Genomic DNA, 14,580 nt, shown 5'->3' on the forward strand with positions numbered 1-14,580 from the left:
TGCGCATTCTCCGCATTGAACGGATCGAGCATGCCGACCAGCGTCGCGCCGCGTTTGAGCAGCGGCAGTTCGGCTTCGGTGGGAGACTGGACTTTGAGGACGAGGTCGGCGCCAAAAGCGGTGGCCGCATCGACGATTTCCGCGCCGGCTGCCGCGAGAGCGTCGTCGGGAAAGCTCGCGCCGGCCCCGGCGCCGCTCTGGATGGTGACCCGATGGCCCTGCGCCACGTACTTCTTGACGGTCTCGGGCGTCGCGGCGACGCGGGTTTCGTGCGCGCGCGTCTCGGCTGGCACTCCGATGTGCATCGTGTTCCTCCTCGACTTACTGTTTGACGACAGATCGGCCGACGAGGCACGCCGGCTTGCAAGTGCAACGGCTAACGCCTCACTTTACCCGAAACATGGGGGGCGGCAGAAATCGGGGACAATCCGGGGGTGCGCGCGGATACGGGGCTCCGAGGCGTGTGGGCGGCGGCAGTCGCATGCGGCAAGTCGCCGCAGCCGGCCGCATGTCACCGGTCACCGCCGGCCGCCGCAATGAACCGGCAACGACCCGGCCGCGTCCCGCCCGCATCCCGGCAGTGAGCGGCCATAAACGGTAAAATGCGCACCCATGAAACCGGAAACCTGGCTGCCGCATGTGACCGTCGCGGCCATCGTCGAGCGTGACGGGCGCTTTCTCGTGGTCGAGGAACACACGGCCGCCGGGCTGCGCCTGAACCAGCCGGCCGGCCATCTGGAAGCCGGCGAAACGCTGCTGGAAGCGGTGATCCGCGAAACGCTCGAGGAAACCGCGCATCCGTTCACGCCCGAGGCGCTGGTCGGCATGTACATGACGCATTTCGAACGGCCGGACAACGGTGGCGTCACCTATTTGCGCTTCACGTATTGCGGCGACGGCGGCGAACCGGAAGCAGAACGCGCGCTCGATCCCGACATCGTTCGAACCTTGTGGATGAGTGCCGACGAACTGCGCGCCTGCCCCGAAAGGCACCGCACGCCGCTCGTCATGCAATGTATCGACGATTACCTGGCAGGCCGGCGTTTCCCGCTCGATTTCGTGCATACGCATTCGGTCGGGCCAAAGAGGTAGCCGTCCGCATGCAGCCGCGAGCGGTCACTTCCACGATCCATGAAGTCACGCAGTACCCAGTGAGCATCTTATGAGCAAGCAGAAAGTCGTAGTAGGCATGTCGGGCGGCGTCGATTCGTCGGTCACCGCGTGGCTGCTGAAGGAACAGGGCTACGACGTGGTCGGCCTCTTCATGAAGAACTGGGAAGACGACGACGACAGCGAATACTGCTCGACGCGCCAGGACTGGATCGACGTGGTGTCGGTGGCGGACCTGATCGGCATCGACGTCGAAGCGGTCAACTTCGCGGCCGAATACAAGGACCGCGTGTTCGCCGAATTCCTGCGCGAATATTCGGCGGGCCGCACGCCGAATCCGGACGTGCTGTGCAACGCCGAAATCAAGTTCAAGGCGTTTCTCGATCACGCGATGTCGCTCGGCGCTGAAACCATCGCGACCGGCCACTATGCGCGCGTGCGCGAAAACAATGGCCGCTTCGAGCTGCTGAAAGCGTTCGACCATACGAAGGATCAATCGTACTTTCTGCATCGGCTGAATCAGGCGCAGTTGTCGAAAACGCTGTTTCCGCTCGGCGAAATTCCGAAAACGAAAGTGCGCGAAATCGCCGAACAGATCGCGCTGCCCAATGCGAAGAAGAAGGATTCGACGGGCATCTGCTTTATCGGCGAGCGGCCGTTTCGCGATTTTCTGAACCGCTATCTGCCGACCAAACCCGGCCCGATGAAAACCACCGACGGCAAAGTGGTCGGCGAGCACATCGGCCTCGCCTTCTATACGTTCGGGCAGCGCAAGGGCATCGGCCTCGGCGGCAGCAAGGACGGCAGCGGCGAGCCGTGGTTCGTCGCGGGCAAGGACATTCCTTCGAACACGCTGTATGTCGCGCAAGGGCACGATCATCCGTGGCTGCTGAGCCATACGCTGAGCGCGGGCAACACGAGCTGGGTCGCGGGCGAGCCGCCGGCGGAAGGCTTCGCGTGCGGCGCGAAGACCCGCTACCGGCAAGCGGACGCGCGCTGCACGTTCAGCCGCGCGAATCAGCGCGAAGGTCTGTTCGAACTCACCTTCGACGATGCGCAATGGGCTGTCACACCGGGGCAATCGGCCGTGCTTTACGATGGCGACGTGTGCCTCGGCGGCGGCATCATCGAACACGCGGCGACCGGGCAGCCGGCCGTGCGCGAGCCGCAAAAGGCGGCACTGCTGAGCGCGCGCTAGCTTGCTGCGTTTCGCTCGCCGACTTCAACTCAGCAAGCCTTTGCACGACGTTTAAACCTCACCAACGACCCGCTCACGTCTTCCCGACAGGCAGTCGCTCGTTTTTCCCACGGTGGATCTGCCTGTGCTCCGGGCCCGGCAATCCCTCCGTGACGATTCACTGCACCGGAGTCCTCATGTTTTCTCGACGTTATCTGGCCATGTGGAGCGCCATCGCGCTCCTCGGTTTGTCCACGGCGCTCGCCGCGACGCAACACGTTTCGTGGTTGTGGATCGTCGTGCCGCTCGCGCTCGTCGCGCTCGGCATCTTCGATCTGACGCAACAGCGCCACGCGATTCTGCGCAACTATCCGCTGTGGGGCCATTTCCGTTTTCTGTTCGAGTTCATCCGGCCGGAAATCCGCCAGTATTTCGTCGAAAACGATACCGACGAAAAGCCGTTCTCGCGCGCTCAACGCAGCATCGTCTATCAGCGCGCGAAGAACGACGTCGACAGCCGGCCCTACGGCACCGAACTCGACGTGAAGGCCGTCGCGCACGAATGGATCAGCCATTCGCTCGCGCCAACCACGCTCGATAGCCACGACTTTCGCATCGTGGTCGGCGCCGATCGCGCACAGCCTTATTCGATGTCGATCTTCAACGTCTCGGCGATGAGCTTCGGCTCGCTGTCCGCGAACGCGATCATGGCGCTGAACCTGGGAGCGAAGAAAGGCAACTTCGCGCACGACACCGGCGAAGGCTCGATGTCGAAGTATCACCGCGAGCATGGCGGCGACATCATCTGGGAAATCGCGTCGGGTTACTTCGGCTGCCGAAACGACGACGGCACATTCAGCGCCGACAAATTCGCGAAGCAGGCCGCCGAGCCGCAGGTGAAAATGATCGAGGTGAAGCTGTCGCAAGGTGCGAAGCCCGGTCACGGCGGCGTGCTGCCCGCCGCGAAGATCACGCCGGAGATCGCAGAAACGCGCGGCGTGCCGATGGGCCGCGATTGCATTTCGCCGGCCACGCATTCGGAGTTTTCGACGCCGCGTGGGCTGCTCGAATTCGTCGACCGGCTGCGCACACTGTCGGGCGGCAAGCCGACCGGCTTCAAGCTGTGCATCGGCCATCCGTGGGAATTTTTCGGCATTGCGAAGGCGATGCTCGAGACGGGCATTCTGCCGGACTTCATCGTCGTGGACGGCGCCGAGGGCGGCACCGGCGCAGCGCCGCTCGAGTTCACCGATCACGTCGGCGTGCCGTTGCAGGAAGGCTTGCTGCTCGTGCACAACACGCTGGTCGGCATCGGCTTGCGGCAGCGGATTCGCATCGGCGCGAGCGGCAAGATGATCACCGCGTTCGACATCACGAAGACGCTTGCAATCGGCGCGGACTGGGTCAACGCGGCGCGCGGCTTCATGTTCGCGGTCGGCTGCATTCAGGCGCAGACGTGCCACACCGGACGCTGCCCGACCGGCGTCGCGACGCAAGACCCGGTGCGCCAGCGCGCGCTCGTCGTGCCGGACAAGGCCGACCGCGTCTTCAGCTTCCATCACAACACGCTGCATGCGCTGAAGGAGATCGTTCAGGCTGCAGGCTTGAAGCATCCTGCGGAACTGCGCGCGCATCACATCGTGCGACGTGTGTCGTCGCATGAGGTGCAGTTGATGTCCGAGCTGCTGAAGTATCTCGAGCCGAACGATCTTCTCAACGGGAATTATCGTTACTCGTTGTATGAGAAATGGTGGCCGGTTGCGCAAAGCGATTCGTTTTCGCCGAAGGTGGAGTTGGCGGTGGCGTGAAGGCCTCCGCTGACGAGAGTCGCTCCCCCTCCCAAAACGGACACCCCCCCGCCTTTCCGTTAAAATCTCCGGTTTAGCACTTCGCTCCACGGCCGCCCCGCGCGCTCACGCGCCCGCGGCGCGGCCCCATGCCCGAAAGGCACTTCATGCTCACGTTTCAGCAAATCATCCTGACACTGCAGTCCTATTGGGATAAGCAGGGTTGCGCGTTGCTCCAGCCGATCGACATGGAAGTCGGCGCGGGCACCTCGCACGTCCACACCTTCCTGCGCGCGATCGGCCCTGAGCCGTGGCGCGCCGCGTACGTGCAGCCGTCGCGCCGCCCGAAAGACGGCCGCTATGGCGAGAATCCGAACCGTCTGCAGCATTACTACCAATACCAGGTCGTGCTGAAGCCGGCGCCGGAAAATATCCTCGATCTGTATCTCGGCTCGCTCGAAGCGCTCGGCTTCGATCTGAAGCAGAACGACGTGCGCTTTGTCGAAGACGACTGGGAAAACCCCACGCTCGGCGCCTGGGGCCTCGGCTGGGAAGTGTGGCTAAACGGCATGGAAGTGACGCAATTCACGTACTTCCAGCAGGTCGGCGGTCTGGATTGCAAGCCGGTGCTCGGCGAAATCACCTACGGCCTCGAGCGTCTCGCGATGTATCTGCAAAAGGTCGAGAACGTCTACGACCTCATCTGGACCGAGTGGGAAGAGCAAGGCCCGAACGGCCCGGAAACGCGGCGCCTCACCTACGGCGACGTGTACCACCAGAACGAAGTCGAACAGTCCACGTACAACTTCGAGCACGCGAACGTCGATCTGCTGTTCACGTTCTTCAACAGCTACGAAGCGGAAGCGAAGCGCATGATCGAAGCGCAGATCGCATTGCCCGCCTATGAACTCGTGCTGAAGGCCGGCCACACGTTCAACCTGCTCGACGCGCGCGGCGCGATTTCCGTGACGGAGCGCGCGGCCTACATCGGCCGGATTCGCGCGCTGTCGCGTCTTGTCGCGCAGGCTTATTACGATTCGCGCGAGAAGCTCGGCTTCCCGATGCTCGGCAATCCGGTGCACGGCGTGCCCGGCCTCACGACCGACGAGCAGGACGCCGCCATGCCGGCGTGGGCGCCGCCGCTGAAAGTCGAACGCAAGATCGACCAGGACTGACGAGAACATCAAGAAATGACTCAATCCCATCAAGCTACCCTGCTGGTCGAACTGCTGACCGAGGAACTGCCGCCCAAGGCGCTCGCCCGTCTCGGCGACGCTTTTGCCGAAGGCATCGCGGAACGCCTCGCCGGGCGCGATCTGATCGAAGGCCAACTGTCGTTCGAACGTTACGCGACGCCGCGACGCCTCGCGGTCACGGTAAAAAACGTGCGCACGGTCGCGCCGGAAAAACACGTTCGCGAAAAAGTGCTGCCGGTTTCCGTCGCGCTCGATAAAGACGGCCAGCCCACCGCGCCGCTCGCGAAGAAACTGGCCGCGCTCGGCTTCCCCGATTTTTCCATCAGCGACCTCGAACGCGCGCAAGACGGCAAGGCCGAAGCCTTCTTTCTGCGCTATGCCGCGCCGGGCGCGACGCTCGCGGAAGGCTTGCAAGCCGCGCTCGACGAAACGCTCAGCAAGCTGCCCATTCCGAAGGTGATGACGTATCAGCGTCCCGACGGCTCGAATGTGCAGTTCGTGCGTCCGGCGCATCGGCTCACCGCGCTGCATGGCGACCAGGTGGTGCCGGTCAGTGCGCTCGGCATCGACGCCGACGACACCACGCTCGGCCATCGCTTCCTGTCGGAAGGTTTCGTGCAGATCCAGCACGCCGATTCCTACGCGGACACGCTGATGCACAAAGGCCGCGTGGTCCCGAACTTCGCTGATCGCAAGGAAACGATCCGCACGCATCTGCTCGCGCACGCTGACGGCGACCAGGTCGTGATGCCCGAATCGCTGCTCGATGAAGTGACGTCGCTGGTCGAATGGCCGGTGGTCTACGCATGCCGTTTCGAGGACGAGTTCCTGCAAGTGCCGCAGGAATGTCTGATCCTCACGATGCAGACGAATCAGAAATACTTCGCGCTGACCGATGCGAACGGCAAGCTGCGCTCGCGCTTCCTGATCGTGTCGAACATTGAAACGGCCACGCCGGGCGACATTATCGAAGGCAATGAACGTGTGGTGCGTCCGCGTCTTGCCGACGCGAAGTTCTTCTTCGAGCAGGACAAGAAGAAGCCGCTCGCCGATCGCGTGCCGCTGCTCGCGAACGTCGTGTATCACAACAAGCTCGGCTCGGCGCTGCAACGCGTGGAGCGTGTCGAAGCGCTGGCCGGCGCGATCGCCGCGTTGATCGGCGCCGACGTCGCGCTCGCCAAACGTGCCGCGCGTCTCGCGAAGGCGGACTTGATCACCGACATGGTCGGCGAATTCCCCGAGCTGCAAGGCACGATGGGCACGTACTACGCGCGCCACGACGGCGAGCCGGAAGAAGTGGCGCTCGCGTGCTCGGAACACTATCAGCCGCGTTTTTCGGGCGACGCGTTGCCGAGCACAGCGACCGGTACGGTCGTCGCGCTCGCCGACAAGCTCGAAACGCTCGTCGGCATCTGGGGCATCGGCCTGCAACCCACCGGCGAAAAAGACCCGTTCGCGCTGCGCCGTCATGCGCTCGGCGTGCTGCGCATCCTGGTCGAAAAGCAACTGGCCGTGGACTTCGTCGAACTGCTGCGCACGGCTTACGCGCAGTTCGCCGCCGTGCCGAACGTCGCCGATTCGACGCAAGCCATTTACGACTTCAGCATGGATCGCCTGCGCGGTTTGCTGCGCGAACGCGGCCACGCGCCGGGCGAAATCGACGCGGTGCTCGCGCTCAATCCGACGCGCCTCGACGACATCGTCGCGCGTCTCGATGCCGTGCGCGAATTCGCGGCGTTGCCCGAAGCGGCATCGCTCGCGGCAGCCAACAAGCGCATCTCGAACATTCTGAAGAAGTCGGAAGGCGCGACGGTCAGCGGCGGCGTGCAGCCGGCGTTGTTAGTTGAAGCGGCGGAAAAAGCGCTGCATGCGCAGCTCGAACAAGTCGCGCCGCGTGTGCAGTCGCAACTCGCCGCACGCGACTACACGGGCGCGCTGACCGCGCTCGCCGCACTGCGCGAACCGGTCGACACTTTCTTTAACGACGTGATGGTCAACGCGGAAGATCCGTCGCTGCGTGCAAACCGCCTGGCCCTGCTCGGCGCGCTGCATCAGCAGATGAATTGCGTCGCGGACATTTCCCGGCTCGCCGCCTGAGCCGCACGCCATGCCGACCAAGAAAGTAGTCATCCTCGACCGCGACGGCGTGATCAACGTCGATTCGGACGCGTTCATCAAGTCGCCGGACGAGTGGGTCGCGCTGCCGGGCTCGCTCGAAGCGATCGCGCGTCTGAGCCAGGCGGGCTATCGCGTGGCGATCGCGACGAACCAGTCGGGCATCGGCCGGGGTCTGTTCGACATGAACGCGCTCAACGCGATGCATCTGAAGATGCATCGCATGGCGGCTTCGGTCGGCGGGCGTATCGACGCTGTGTTCTTCTGCCCGCACACGGCGGAAGATCACTGCGAATGCCGCAAGCCGAAAGCCGGCATGCTGAAGATGATCAACGAGCGTTTCGAGGTCGCCCCCGAGAACACGCCGGTAGTCGGCGACGCGATGCGCGATCTGCAAGCGGGCGCGTCGCTCGGCCATCCGGTTCATCTGGTGCTGACGGGCAAGGGCCGCAAAACACTCGCGGCCGGCGGACTGCCGGAAGGCACCACGGTCCACGACGATCTGCGCGCGTTCGTGCTCGACTTCCTCGCCGACGCTCAAGAGTGACGCGCACGTCGCGCGTCCCCAACCCTCACAGACCACGCCGATGCGCTTCATTCGTTCCTTGCTGCTGCTGATCTACTTCGTCGTATTCACGGTGCCCTACGCGACCGCGTGCTTCATCGCGTTTCCGTTCATGCGCGCCGACAAGCGCTACTGGATGGCGGCGGGCTGGTGCCGTGTCACGGTCATCGTCGCTCGCTGGCTGACCGGCATCCGCTACACGCTCGAAGGCATGGAGAACCTGCCCAACGGTCCGGCCGTGCTGCTGTCGAAGCATCAATCGGCATGGGAGACGCTCGCGTTTCCCGCATTGATGCCGCGGCCGCTGTGCTATGTGTTCAAGCGCGAGCTGCTGTACGTGCCGTTTTTCGGCTGGGCGCTGGGTCTCCTGAAGATGGTTCACATCGACCGCAAGGAAGGCAAATACGCGTTCGAGTCGGTCATCAGGCAAGGCAAGGCGCGCATGGCGGAAGGCGCATGGGTCATCATGTTTCCGGAAGGCACGCGCACGCCGACTGGCAAGCAGGGCAAGTACAAGACCGGCGGCGCGCGCTTCGCGATCGCCACCGGCGCGCCCGTCGTGCCGATCGCGCACAACGCCGGACGCGTGTGGCCTCGCAACTCGTTTCTCAAATATGCGGGTATAGTCACAGTGTCAATCGGCAAGCCGATCGACACCACGGGGCTCACGCCCGATGAAGTGAACACGCGCGTCGAACAGTGGATCGAAGCTGAAATGCGTCGCATCGATCCCACTGCGTATCGCGCGGCGGATAGCAGTTCCGCCGCCGCACCAATCTGACGCGCCCACGCCCTCGAAGGCGTACTTGCGCGAAGCCGAATCCGATGCAGAAGTCTCCTACGCCGCAGCCCGCCGCGGCGCTCGATAACCGGCAACTCGATCTCCCGCTCTTCGCCGAGCCGGGTTCGACGTCGTCGTCTCCTTCGCCGTCCGCTCCTACCGCGACGCCTCACGGGCAGCAGCCCGCTGTCCCGCTCGCACCGGACGGCAGCAAGCTGCGCAAACTGGTGATCGGCTCACGCACGCTGCATTACGCGCTCAAGCGTTCGGCGCGCCGCTCGATTGGCTTTGCCATCGACAGCACCGGCCTCACGATCACGGCGCCGCGCTGGGTCACGCTCGCCGATATCGAAACCGCGATCACCGAGAAGCAGCGCTGGATTTTCACGAAGCTGATCGAATGGCAAACGCGCGTCGAACAGCGCGCGTTGCCGAAGGTCGACTGGAAAGACGGTGCGCAAGTGCCCTATCTCGGTCAGCCGGTGCATGTGAGGCTCGGCTCGCCGCAAGGCACGCTCGCGTTCAGCGCGGAAGATTCCGCGCTGCAAGTGCCGCTGCCTTTGCAAGCCGATCCGCAGCAGATCAAGGACCGCGTGCAAGGCTGGTTGCAGGGCGAAGCGAAGCGTGTGTTCGGCGAGCGCCTTGCAATTTATGCGGAGAAGCTGGGCGTCAACTATCGCGCGTACGCGCTTTCGTCAGCGGCCACGCGCTGGGGCAGTTGTTCGAGCGACGGCAAGATTCGCCTGAACTGGCGGCTGATTCACTTCCCGCTTTCGATTATCGATTACGTGGTTGCGCACGAACTCGCGCATCTGCGCGAAATGAACCACAGCCCGCGCTTCTGGCAAACGGTCGAATCGATCTTCCCGGAATTCCGCGAAGCGCGGCAGACGCTCAAGTCGCATCCGCCTGAACTGCTGCCGACGCTTTAAGGCCCGTGGCCCGCGTTACTTCTTCTTCTGGATGAACTCGATCTTGTAGCCGTCCGGATCGGTCACGAATGCGATCACGGTCGTGCCGTGTTTCATCGGGCCGGCTTCGCGCACCACCGTGCCGCCTTGCGCCTTGATTTTTTCGCAGGCGGCGTAGGCGTCTTCCACTTCCACGGCGAGATGGCCGAAACCGTTGCCGAGGTCATAGGACGGCGTGTCCCAGTTATGCGTCAATTCGATGACGGTGCCGTCGCGCTCATCCGTGTAGCCGACGAACGCCAGCGTGAACTTTCCATCCGGATAATCTTCGCGGCGCAGTAACTTCATGCCGAGCAGTTCGGTGTAAAACGCGATTGAACGGTCCAGGTCGCCGACCCGGAGCATGGTGTGAAGCAGGCGCATCGTGTACTCCCTGTTGCTTTGACGTCGAGACCGTCAATGTACCCGGAATCGCCCGCCGTTGCAGCGGACGCAATGCTCGCAATCGACGTGTGAAACGCGCTTTGCAACGCTTCAGAACTGATGCCGCAGCCCCGCCATCAAGCCGATTTGGGAGCCTTTCTGCGCGAGGCCCACGGCATTCACGCCCTGCAATTGCGCGCCGATCAGGTCGCCGCGATACAGCGAATAATCGCCTTCGACATAGACGTCCGTGCGCTTCGACAGGTTGTAGTCGGCGACGAGCTGGTATTGCCACGCCGAGCCGTCTTTCGCGGGAGTTTTGCCGTCCTGCAAGGTCCGCCAGACATTCGCCGCCACATGCCACGCGTTGCCGATCTGCTGCGTGATGCCGCCCATGAACATGCGTCGTCGCGAGAAGTCGGTGTACTTGAGCGCGGTCAGCGAGGCCGCGGAAAACGGTCCGTTGGCGAACGTGGAGAAACCGGCGTCGGCCCGATTGACGATGTAGCCGAGCGAAAAGCGCGTCTTGTCCCACGTGTACGAGCCGCCGAATGTCCACGCTTTCGCCGACGCGCCGTTGACCGAGTCTTTCGACTCCTCATACGCGCCGCCGACGGTGAACGGTCCTCCCGCCGGCGCATAGGCCGCCGCCGCGCCGATCTGGCTGCCGTACGAGTTGCCGGCATTGCCGCCGAACGCGTAGCCCGCTGCAAAGGTGAGTCCGTTGTACTTCGCCTGATACTGCACCTGGTTGCTGGTCCAGATGCCGCCTGTCATCGTCACTTCGGGCTGAAAGCTGAAATCGTACGGAATCCACGGATTGCTGCCGTAGCCGCCTACCGTGATGCCTTCAATCATCACGTTGTACTGACGGCCGAAAATCACCTGGCCGTAGGAAGTGGAGCGCACACCGATCTGCGCTTCGTTGAAGAACGGCAAGGTCGGGTCGCTCTGCCCGCTGTTGATGTAGATGCGGTTCTCGAGCTTGAAGAAGGTCGACCAGCCGCCGCCCAGATCCTCGACGCCCTTGAGCCCCCAGCGGCTTTGCGTCATGCCGCCGGTGCGGAGTCCGAGCGACGAATCGCCGGCCTTGTTGGCATGCGTCAGATAGCGCACGCTCTCGTCGACCACGCCGTACAGCGTCACGCTCGATTGGGCGTGCGCGGCCGGACAGCCGAGCGACATCAACGTGACAACGGCCGCGCCTCTGCTGAGGGTCATCATGTCGTTTCCTCGTATCGGCTCCGCTTTGCGCGGATAGAGTTTGACTGCTGACGCGGCGCAGCGTCCGCGAGGTCGGCTTCCTACAGAAGCCCGGAATCGGCGACACAGTGCGCACTAACGTACTGACAGGCAGTGCTCACGGCGCTGTCGTCGAACCTTAGCGCGAAATAACGACGGTAAGAAATAGGTGTTGCGCGAGGTGTTGCGCGGGCGTTGCGCAAAATCAGCAAAAGGACTTGCGAGTTATAGGAAGCACGCGTAGGCGGTGGGGGCATCGGCCGGGCGGGCCGGCGGGTTTGATATGGTACGTGCTGCGCCGTTCAACCGTCTTGCCTTCCTCTCACGACATCGCCCATGAGCACCACCGCCCTGCCCGCGCGCCGCGCCCCCGATGGCTTCGCCGTCCTGCTGATGGTCGGCTTGTGCGCGATCTGGGGCTTCCAGCAAGTCGCGATCAAAAGCACCAACGCCGCGTTGCCGCCGCTATTTCAGGCAGGCTTGCGCTCGACCATCGCGGCGTTGCTCGTGTGGGGCTGGGCTCGCTCGCGCGGCACGCCGCTCTTTCGCGACGACGGCACGCTCGCCGCAGGTCTGCTGGCGGGCGTCCTGTTCGCCGCCGAATTCGTGTGCATCTTCCTCGGCCTGACGCTGACCAGCGCGTCGCGCATGGCGGTCTTTCTGTACACCGCGCCGTGCTTTACGGCGCTCGGGCTGCACTGGTTCGTCGACGGCGAGCGGATGCGGCGCATCCAATGGATCGGCATTGTCGTCGCGTTCGCGGGCATCGCGCTGGCTTTCGCGGATGGCTTCCTGCATGGCGCCACGGCGAGCGGCTCGTCACTGGCCGCGGTGGCCGGCGACGCGCTCGGCGTGCTGGCAGGCGTCGCGTGGGCCGCGACGACCGTCGTGGTGCGCGCCACGCGGCTCGCGCAGTCGAGCGCGAGCAAGACGCTCTTCTATCAACTGACTGTGTCGGCCGTGGTTCTGCTCGTGATGGCGCTGGCGCTCGGCGAGGCGCATGTCGACACGGTCACGCCGCTCGCGGTCGCGAGCCTCGCGTATCAGGCGGTGGTAGTCGCGTTCGTCAGCTATCTGGTGTGGTTCTGGCTGCTCACGCGCTATGTCGCGTCGCGGCTATCGGTGTTCTCGTTTCTGACGCCGCTCTTTGGCGTGACCTTCGGCGTGCTGCTGCTCGGCGAGTCGTTCAGCTTGCGTTTTCTGATGGCCGCGGCGCTCGTGCTGACCGGTATCGCGCTCGTCAATGCGCCGGGGAAACGGGCGGGAGCGTAGCGCGCACTATCCGCTATACGCTCGCTATATGCCGGCTATAAAAGCGGCGAGGCGTCCGTCGCAAAGCCAGGCCGCCACTGAGCCGCGTATCAGGCCCTGGCCGCCACGATCTGCGCGACGCGCACATATTCGGCGACCGGCACATCTTCGGCGCGGCGTTGCAGGTCGAAGCCGATCGCCTCGAAGTCGACGCGATCGCGGAACGCAGCCAGCGTGTTGCGCAGCATCTTGCGCCGCTGCGAGAAGGCAGCGGTGACCACCTCGCCGAGCACGCGCTCGTCCACGGGCGTGAGTTCGTGCGGCGCATATGGAATCATTCGCACGATCGCGGAATCGACTTTCGGCGGCGGCTGGAACGCCTCGGGCGGCACGTCGAGCTGCTTGTCGATCACATAGCGATATTGCAGCATCACCGAAAGACGGCTGAACGCCTTCGTGCCCGGCTCGGCCACCATCCGCTCCACCACCTCGTTTTGCAGCATGAAGTGCTGATCGATCACGCGAGGCGCGAACGACACGAGATGAAACAGCAGCGGGCTCGAAATGTTGTACGGCAGATTGCCAACAATGCGCAGCGACGGCGCGTCGCCAGGCGCGGCCAGCGAGCCGAAGTCGAACGCGAGCGCATCGCCCGCATGCAGTTCGAGCAGCTCGCCGAACTTGTTCTTCAGACGCCCGATCAGATCGCGGTCCAGCTCGACGGCATGCAGCGGCGCCTCGGGCGTGGCGAGACGCTCGATCAGCGGCTCGGTCAGCGCGCCGAGTCCCGGCCCGATTTCGACCATGCGCTCGCCGCGTTGCGGCCGGATCACGTCGACGATCGAATCGATCACGCCCATGTCGACCAGAAAGTTCTGCCCGAAACGCTTGCGCGCGATATGACCTTGGTGGCGGCCCTGCTGCTGTCTGCTGGTGGACATCGAAGAAACGCTAAAGAAAGAACACTGCTTGAAAAGAGACGACGCGCGAGGCTGCCGCGGCAGCGTTGAATCAGCCCGCGCGGCGATGTTGCGCCATGGACACCGCTGTGTCGATGGCGGCGATCAGGCTGCCCGCGTCGGCGCGGCCGGTGCCGGCCAGATCGAGCGCGGTGCCGTGATCGACCGACGTGCGAATGATCGGCAAGCCGAGCGTGATGTTGATGCCTTCGCCGAACGTCGCGTACTTCAGCACCGGCAAGCCCTGATCGTGGAACATGGCGAGCACGCAGTCGGCTTCGTCCAGATAACGCGGCTGAAACAGCGTGTCGGCCGGATAAGGACCGCGCGCGTCGATGCCTTCACCGTTAGCGAGCTTCAGCGCGGGCGAGATCACGTCGATTTCCTCGCGCCCGAGATAGCCGTTTTCGCCTGCATGCGGATTGAGCCCCGTCACGAGAATGCGCGGCGCGGGCAAGCCGAAGTGATGCCGCAAGTCGTGATCGACAATGCGCAACGTCTCGACGAGACCTTGCTGCGTCAACGCGGCGGAAACGTCTTTCAGCGGCAGATGCGTGGTCGCGAGCGCGACCCGCAACGGACGCTTGCCGGTGCCCGCCAGCATCATCACCACGCGCGGCGTGTGCGTGCGCTCGGCGAGATATTCGGTATGGCCGGTAAAGGGCACGCCGGCGTCGTTAATCGTGCTCTTTTGCAGCGGCGCGGTGACGATCGCGTCGAAGGTGCCGGCCATTGCGCCGTCGATTGCGCTGTCCAGCAGATCGAGCACATAGCGCCCATTGGCCGCGTTCAGTTTGCCCGCGACCGCCGGCGCGCCGAGCGGCCGATGCTGCATGCGAATGCGCCCCGCCTGCGCGGCGAGCGCGCTCCAGTCGACACCTACCGCACGCGCCCGTTCGGCGAGCAGCGCCGAATCGCCCAGCACCGTGAACTGTGCGCCGGGCCAATGCGCCGCCGCGCCCGCGAGCGCCTGCGCCGTCAGTTCGGGACCGACGCCGGCCGGCTCGCCGGTCGTGATCGCGATCTGCAACGGCAAGCTGGCGGACTGGGCGGCGGTGTTCAT

The 14,580-nt window shown here is 64.1% G+C and carries 13 protein-coding genes and 1 pseudogene; 9 read left to right on the forward strand and 5 right to left on the reverse strand.

The window, feature by feature from the left end; translation table 11 throughout:
• A pseudogene (locus tag AB6809_RS31340) lies at nt 1-305 on the reverse strand (NAD(P)(+) transhydrogenase (Re/Si-specific) subunit alpha); the annotation flags it as partial.
• A gap of 307 nt (nt 306-612) precedes the next feature.
• Between AB6809_RS31340 and AB6809_RS31345 the strand changes: the two are divergent.
• The 8 genes from AB6809_RS31345 to AB6809_RS31380 all read left to right on the forward strand — a co-directional run bounded on the left by AB6809_RS31345 (nt 613) and on the right by AB6809_RS31380 (nt 9,663).
• Nucleotides 613-1,092, forward strand: a complete 480-nt coding sequence (locus AB6809_RS31345; RefSeq protein ID WP_029970454.1) for an NUDIX hydrolase — start codon at nt 613-615, stop codon at nt 1,090-1,092.
• A 70-nt stretch (nt 1,093-1,162) separates the two neighbouring features.
• Nucleotides 1,163-2,308 (forward strand): tRNA 2-thiouridine(34) synthase MnmA, encoded by a 1,146-nt coding sequence (gene mnmA, locus AB6809_RS31350; RefSeq protein WP_029970455.1) that lies wholly within the window; start codon nt 1,163-1,165, stop codon nt 2,306-2,308.
• Nucleotides 2,309-2,484: 176 nt separating this feature from the next.
• Nucleotides 2,485-4,095, forward strand: a complete 1,611-nt coding sequence (locus AB6809_RS31355) for an FMN-binding glutamate synthase family protein (RefSeq protein ID WP_006047935.1) — start codon at nt 2,485-2,487, stop codon at nt 4,093-4,095.
• 146 nt (nt 4,096-4,241) lie between these two features.
• The gene (glyQ, locus tag AB6809_RS31360; protein WP_006047936.1) at nt 4,242-5,249 is read left to right on the forward strand and encodes a glycine--tRNA ligase subunit alpha; all 1,008 of its coding nucleotides are present in this window, start codon (nt 4,242-4,244) and stop codon (nt 5,247-5,249) included.
• 15 nt (nt 5,250-5,264) lie between these two features.
• Complete coding sequence (gene glyS / locus AB6809_RS31365; protein ID WP_029970457.1) at nt 5,265-7,367, forward strand: glycine--tRNA ligase subunit beta; 2,103 nt, start codon at nt 5,265-5,267, stop codon at nt 7,365-7,367.
• Nucleotides 7,368-7,377: 10 nt separating this feature from the next.
• Nucleotides 7,378-7,932 carry a D-glycero-beta-D-manno-heptose 1,7-bisphosphate 7-phosphatase gene (gene gmhB / locus AB6809_RS31370; RefSeq protein WP_006047938.1) on the forward strand — a complete coding sequence of 185 codons (555 nt, stop codon included), beginning with the start codon at nt 7,378-7,380 and terminating at the stop codon, nt 7,930-7,932.
• Nucleotides 7,933-7,972: 40 nt separating this feature from the next.
• Nucleotides 7,973-8,731: a 1-acyl-sn-glycerol-3-phosphate acyltransferase gene (locus tag AB6809_RS31375; protein ID WP_006047939.1), complete on the forward strand. Its 759-nt coding sequence runs from the start codon at nt 7,973-7,975 to the stop codon at nt 8,729-8,731.
• A 44-nt stretch (nt 8,732-8,775) separates the two neighbouring features.
• A complete protein-coding gene (locus AB6809_RS31380; protein WP_006047940.1) occupies nt 8,776-9,663 on the forward strand; it encodes a M48 family metallopeptidase in 888 nt (295 codons plus the stop codon).
• Nucleotides 9,664-9,678: 15 nt separating this feature from the next.
• Here AB6809_RS31380 and gloA read toward each other — a convergent pair whose 3' ends face one another.
• On the reverse strand, nt 9,679-10,065 hold the full coding sequence (gloA, locus tag AB6809_RS31385; protein WP_029970458.1) for a lactoylglutathione lyase: 387 nt from the start codon (nt 10,063-10,065) through the stop codon (nt 9,679-9,681).
• Nucleotides 10,066-10,176: 111 nt separating this feature from the next.
• Nucleotides 10,177-11,289: a porin gene (locus tag AB6809_RS31390; RefSeq protein ID WP_029970459.1), complete on the reverse strand. Its 1,113-nt coding sequence runs from the start codon at nt 11,287-11,289 to the stop codon at nt 10,177-10,179.
• Nucleotides 11,290-11,643: 354 nt separating this feature from the next.
• On the opposite strand from AB6809_RS31390, the gene AB6809_RS31395 reads away from it, so the two are divergent.
• Entirely contained in the window at nt 11,644-12,579 is a 936-nt protein-coding gene (locus tag AB6809_RS31395; protein WP_029970460.1) for a DMT family transporter, read from the forward strand.
• A gap of 89 nt (nt 12,580-12,668) precedes the next feature.
• Here AB6809_RS31395 and rsmA read toward each other — a convergent pair whose 3' ends face one another.
• Nucleotides 12,669-13,499 carry a 16S rRNA (adenine(1518)-N(6)/adenine(1519)-N(6))-dimethyltransferase RsmA gene (gene rsmA / locus AB6809_RS31400; RefSeq protein WP_006047944.1) on the reverse strand — a complete coding sequence of 277 codons (831 nt, stop codon included), beginning with the start codon at nt 13,497-13,499 and terminating at the stop codon, nt 12,669-12,671.
• A gap of 70 nt (nt 13,500-13,569) precedes the next feature.
• Complete coding sequence (gene pdxA / locus AB6809_RS31405; protein WP_029970461.1) at nt 13,570-14,580, reverse strand: 4-hydroxythreonine-4-phosphate dehydrogenase PdxA; 1,011 nt, start codon at nt 14,578-14,580, stop codon at nt 13,570-13,572.

It is taken from the genome of Paraburkholderia sp. RCC_158 (assembly GCF_041355255.1).
Taxonomy (GTDB): domain Bacteria; phylum Pseudomonadota; class Gammaproteobacteria; order Burkholderiales; family Burkholderiaceae; genus Paraburkholderia; species Paraburkholderia graminis.

Excerpts from the sequence above, each read along its gene's own strand:
- pdxA (WP_029970461.1), bottom strand. The coding sequence starts at position 14,580 with ATGAACACCGCCGCCCAGTCCGCCAGCTTGCCGTTGCAGATCGCGATC.
- AB6809_RS31355 (WP_006047935.1), top strand. The coding sequence starts at position 2,485 with ATGTTTTCTCGACGTTATCTGGCCATGTGGAGCGCCATCGCGCTCCTC.
- mnmA (WP_029970455.1), top strand. The coding sequence starts at position 1,163 with ATGAGCAAGCAGAAAGTCGTAGTAGGCATGTCGGGCGGCGTCGATTCG.
- glyQ (WP_006047936.1), top strand. The coding sequence starts at position 4,242 with ATGCTCACGTTTCAGCAAATCATCCTGACACTGCAGTCCTATTGGGAT.
- gmhB (WP_006047938.1), top strand. The coding sequence starts at position 7,378 with ATGCCGACCAAGAAAGTAGTCATCCTCGACCGCGACGGCGTGATCAAC.
- glyS (WP_029970457.1), top strand. The coding sequence starts at position 5,265 with ATGACTCAATCCCATCAAGCTACCCTGCTGGTCGAACTGCTGACCGAG.
- AB6809_RS31345 (WP_029970454.1), top strand. The coding sequence starts at position 613 with ATGAAACCGGAAACCTGGCTGCCGCATGTGACCGTCGCGGCCATCGTC.
- rsmA (WP_006047944.1), bottom strand. The coding sequence starts at position 13,499 with ATGTCCACCAGCAGACAGCAGCAGGGCCGCCACCAAGGTCATATCGCG.
- AB6809_RS31375 (WP_006047939.1), top strand. The coding sequence starts at position 7,973 with ATGCGCTTCATTCGTTCCTTGCTGCTGCTGATCTACTTCGTCGTATTC.
- AB6809_RS31390 (WP_029970459.1), bottom strand. The coding sequence starts at position 11,289 with ATGATGACCCTCAGCAGAGGCGCGGCCGTTGTCACGTTGATGTCGCTC.
- AB6809_RS31395 (WP_029970460.1), top strand. The coding sequence starts at position 11,644 with ATGAGCACCACCGCCCTGCCCGCGCGCCGCGCCCCCGATGGCTTCGCC.
- AB6809_RS31380 (WP_006047940.1), top strand. The coding sequence starts at position 8,776 with ATGCAGAAGTCTCCTACGCCGCAGCCCGCCGCGGCGCTCGATAACCGG.
- gloA (WP_029970458.1), bottom strand. The coding sequence starts at position 10,065 with ATGCGCCTGCTTCACACCATGCTCCGGGTCGGCGACCTGGACCGTTCA.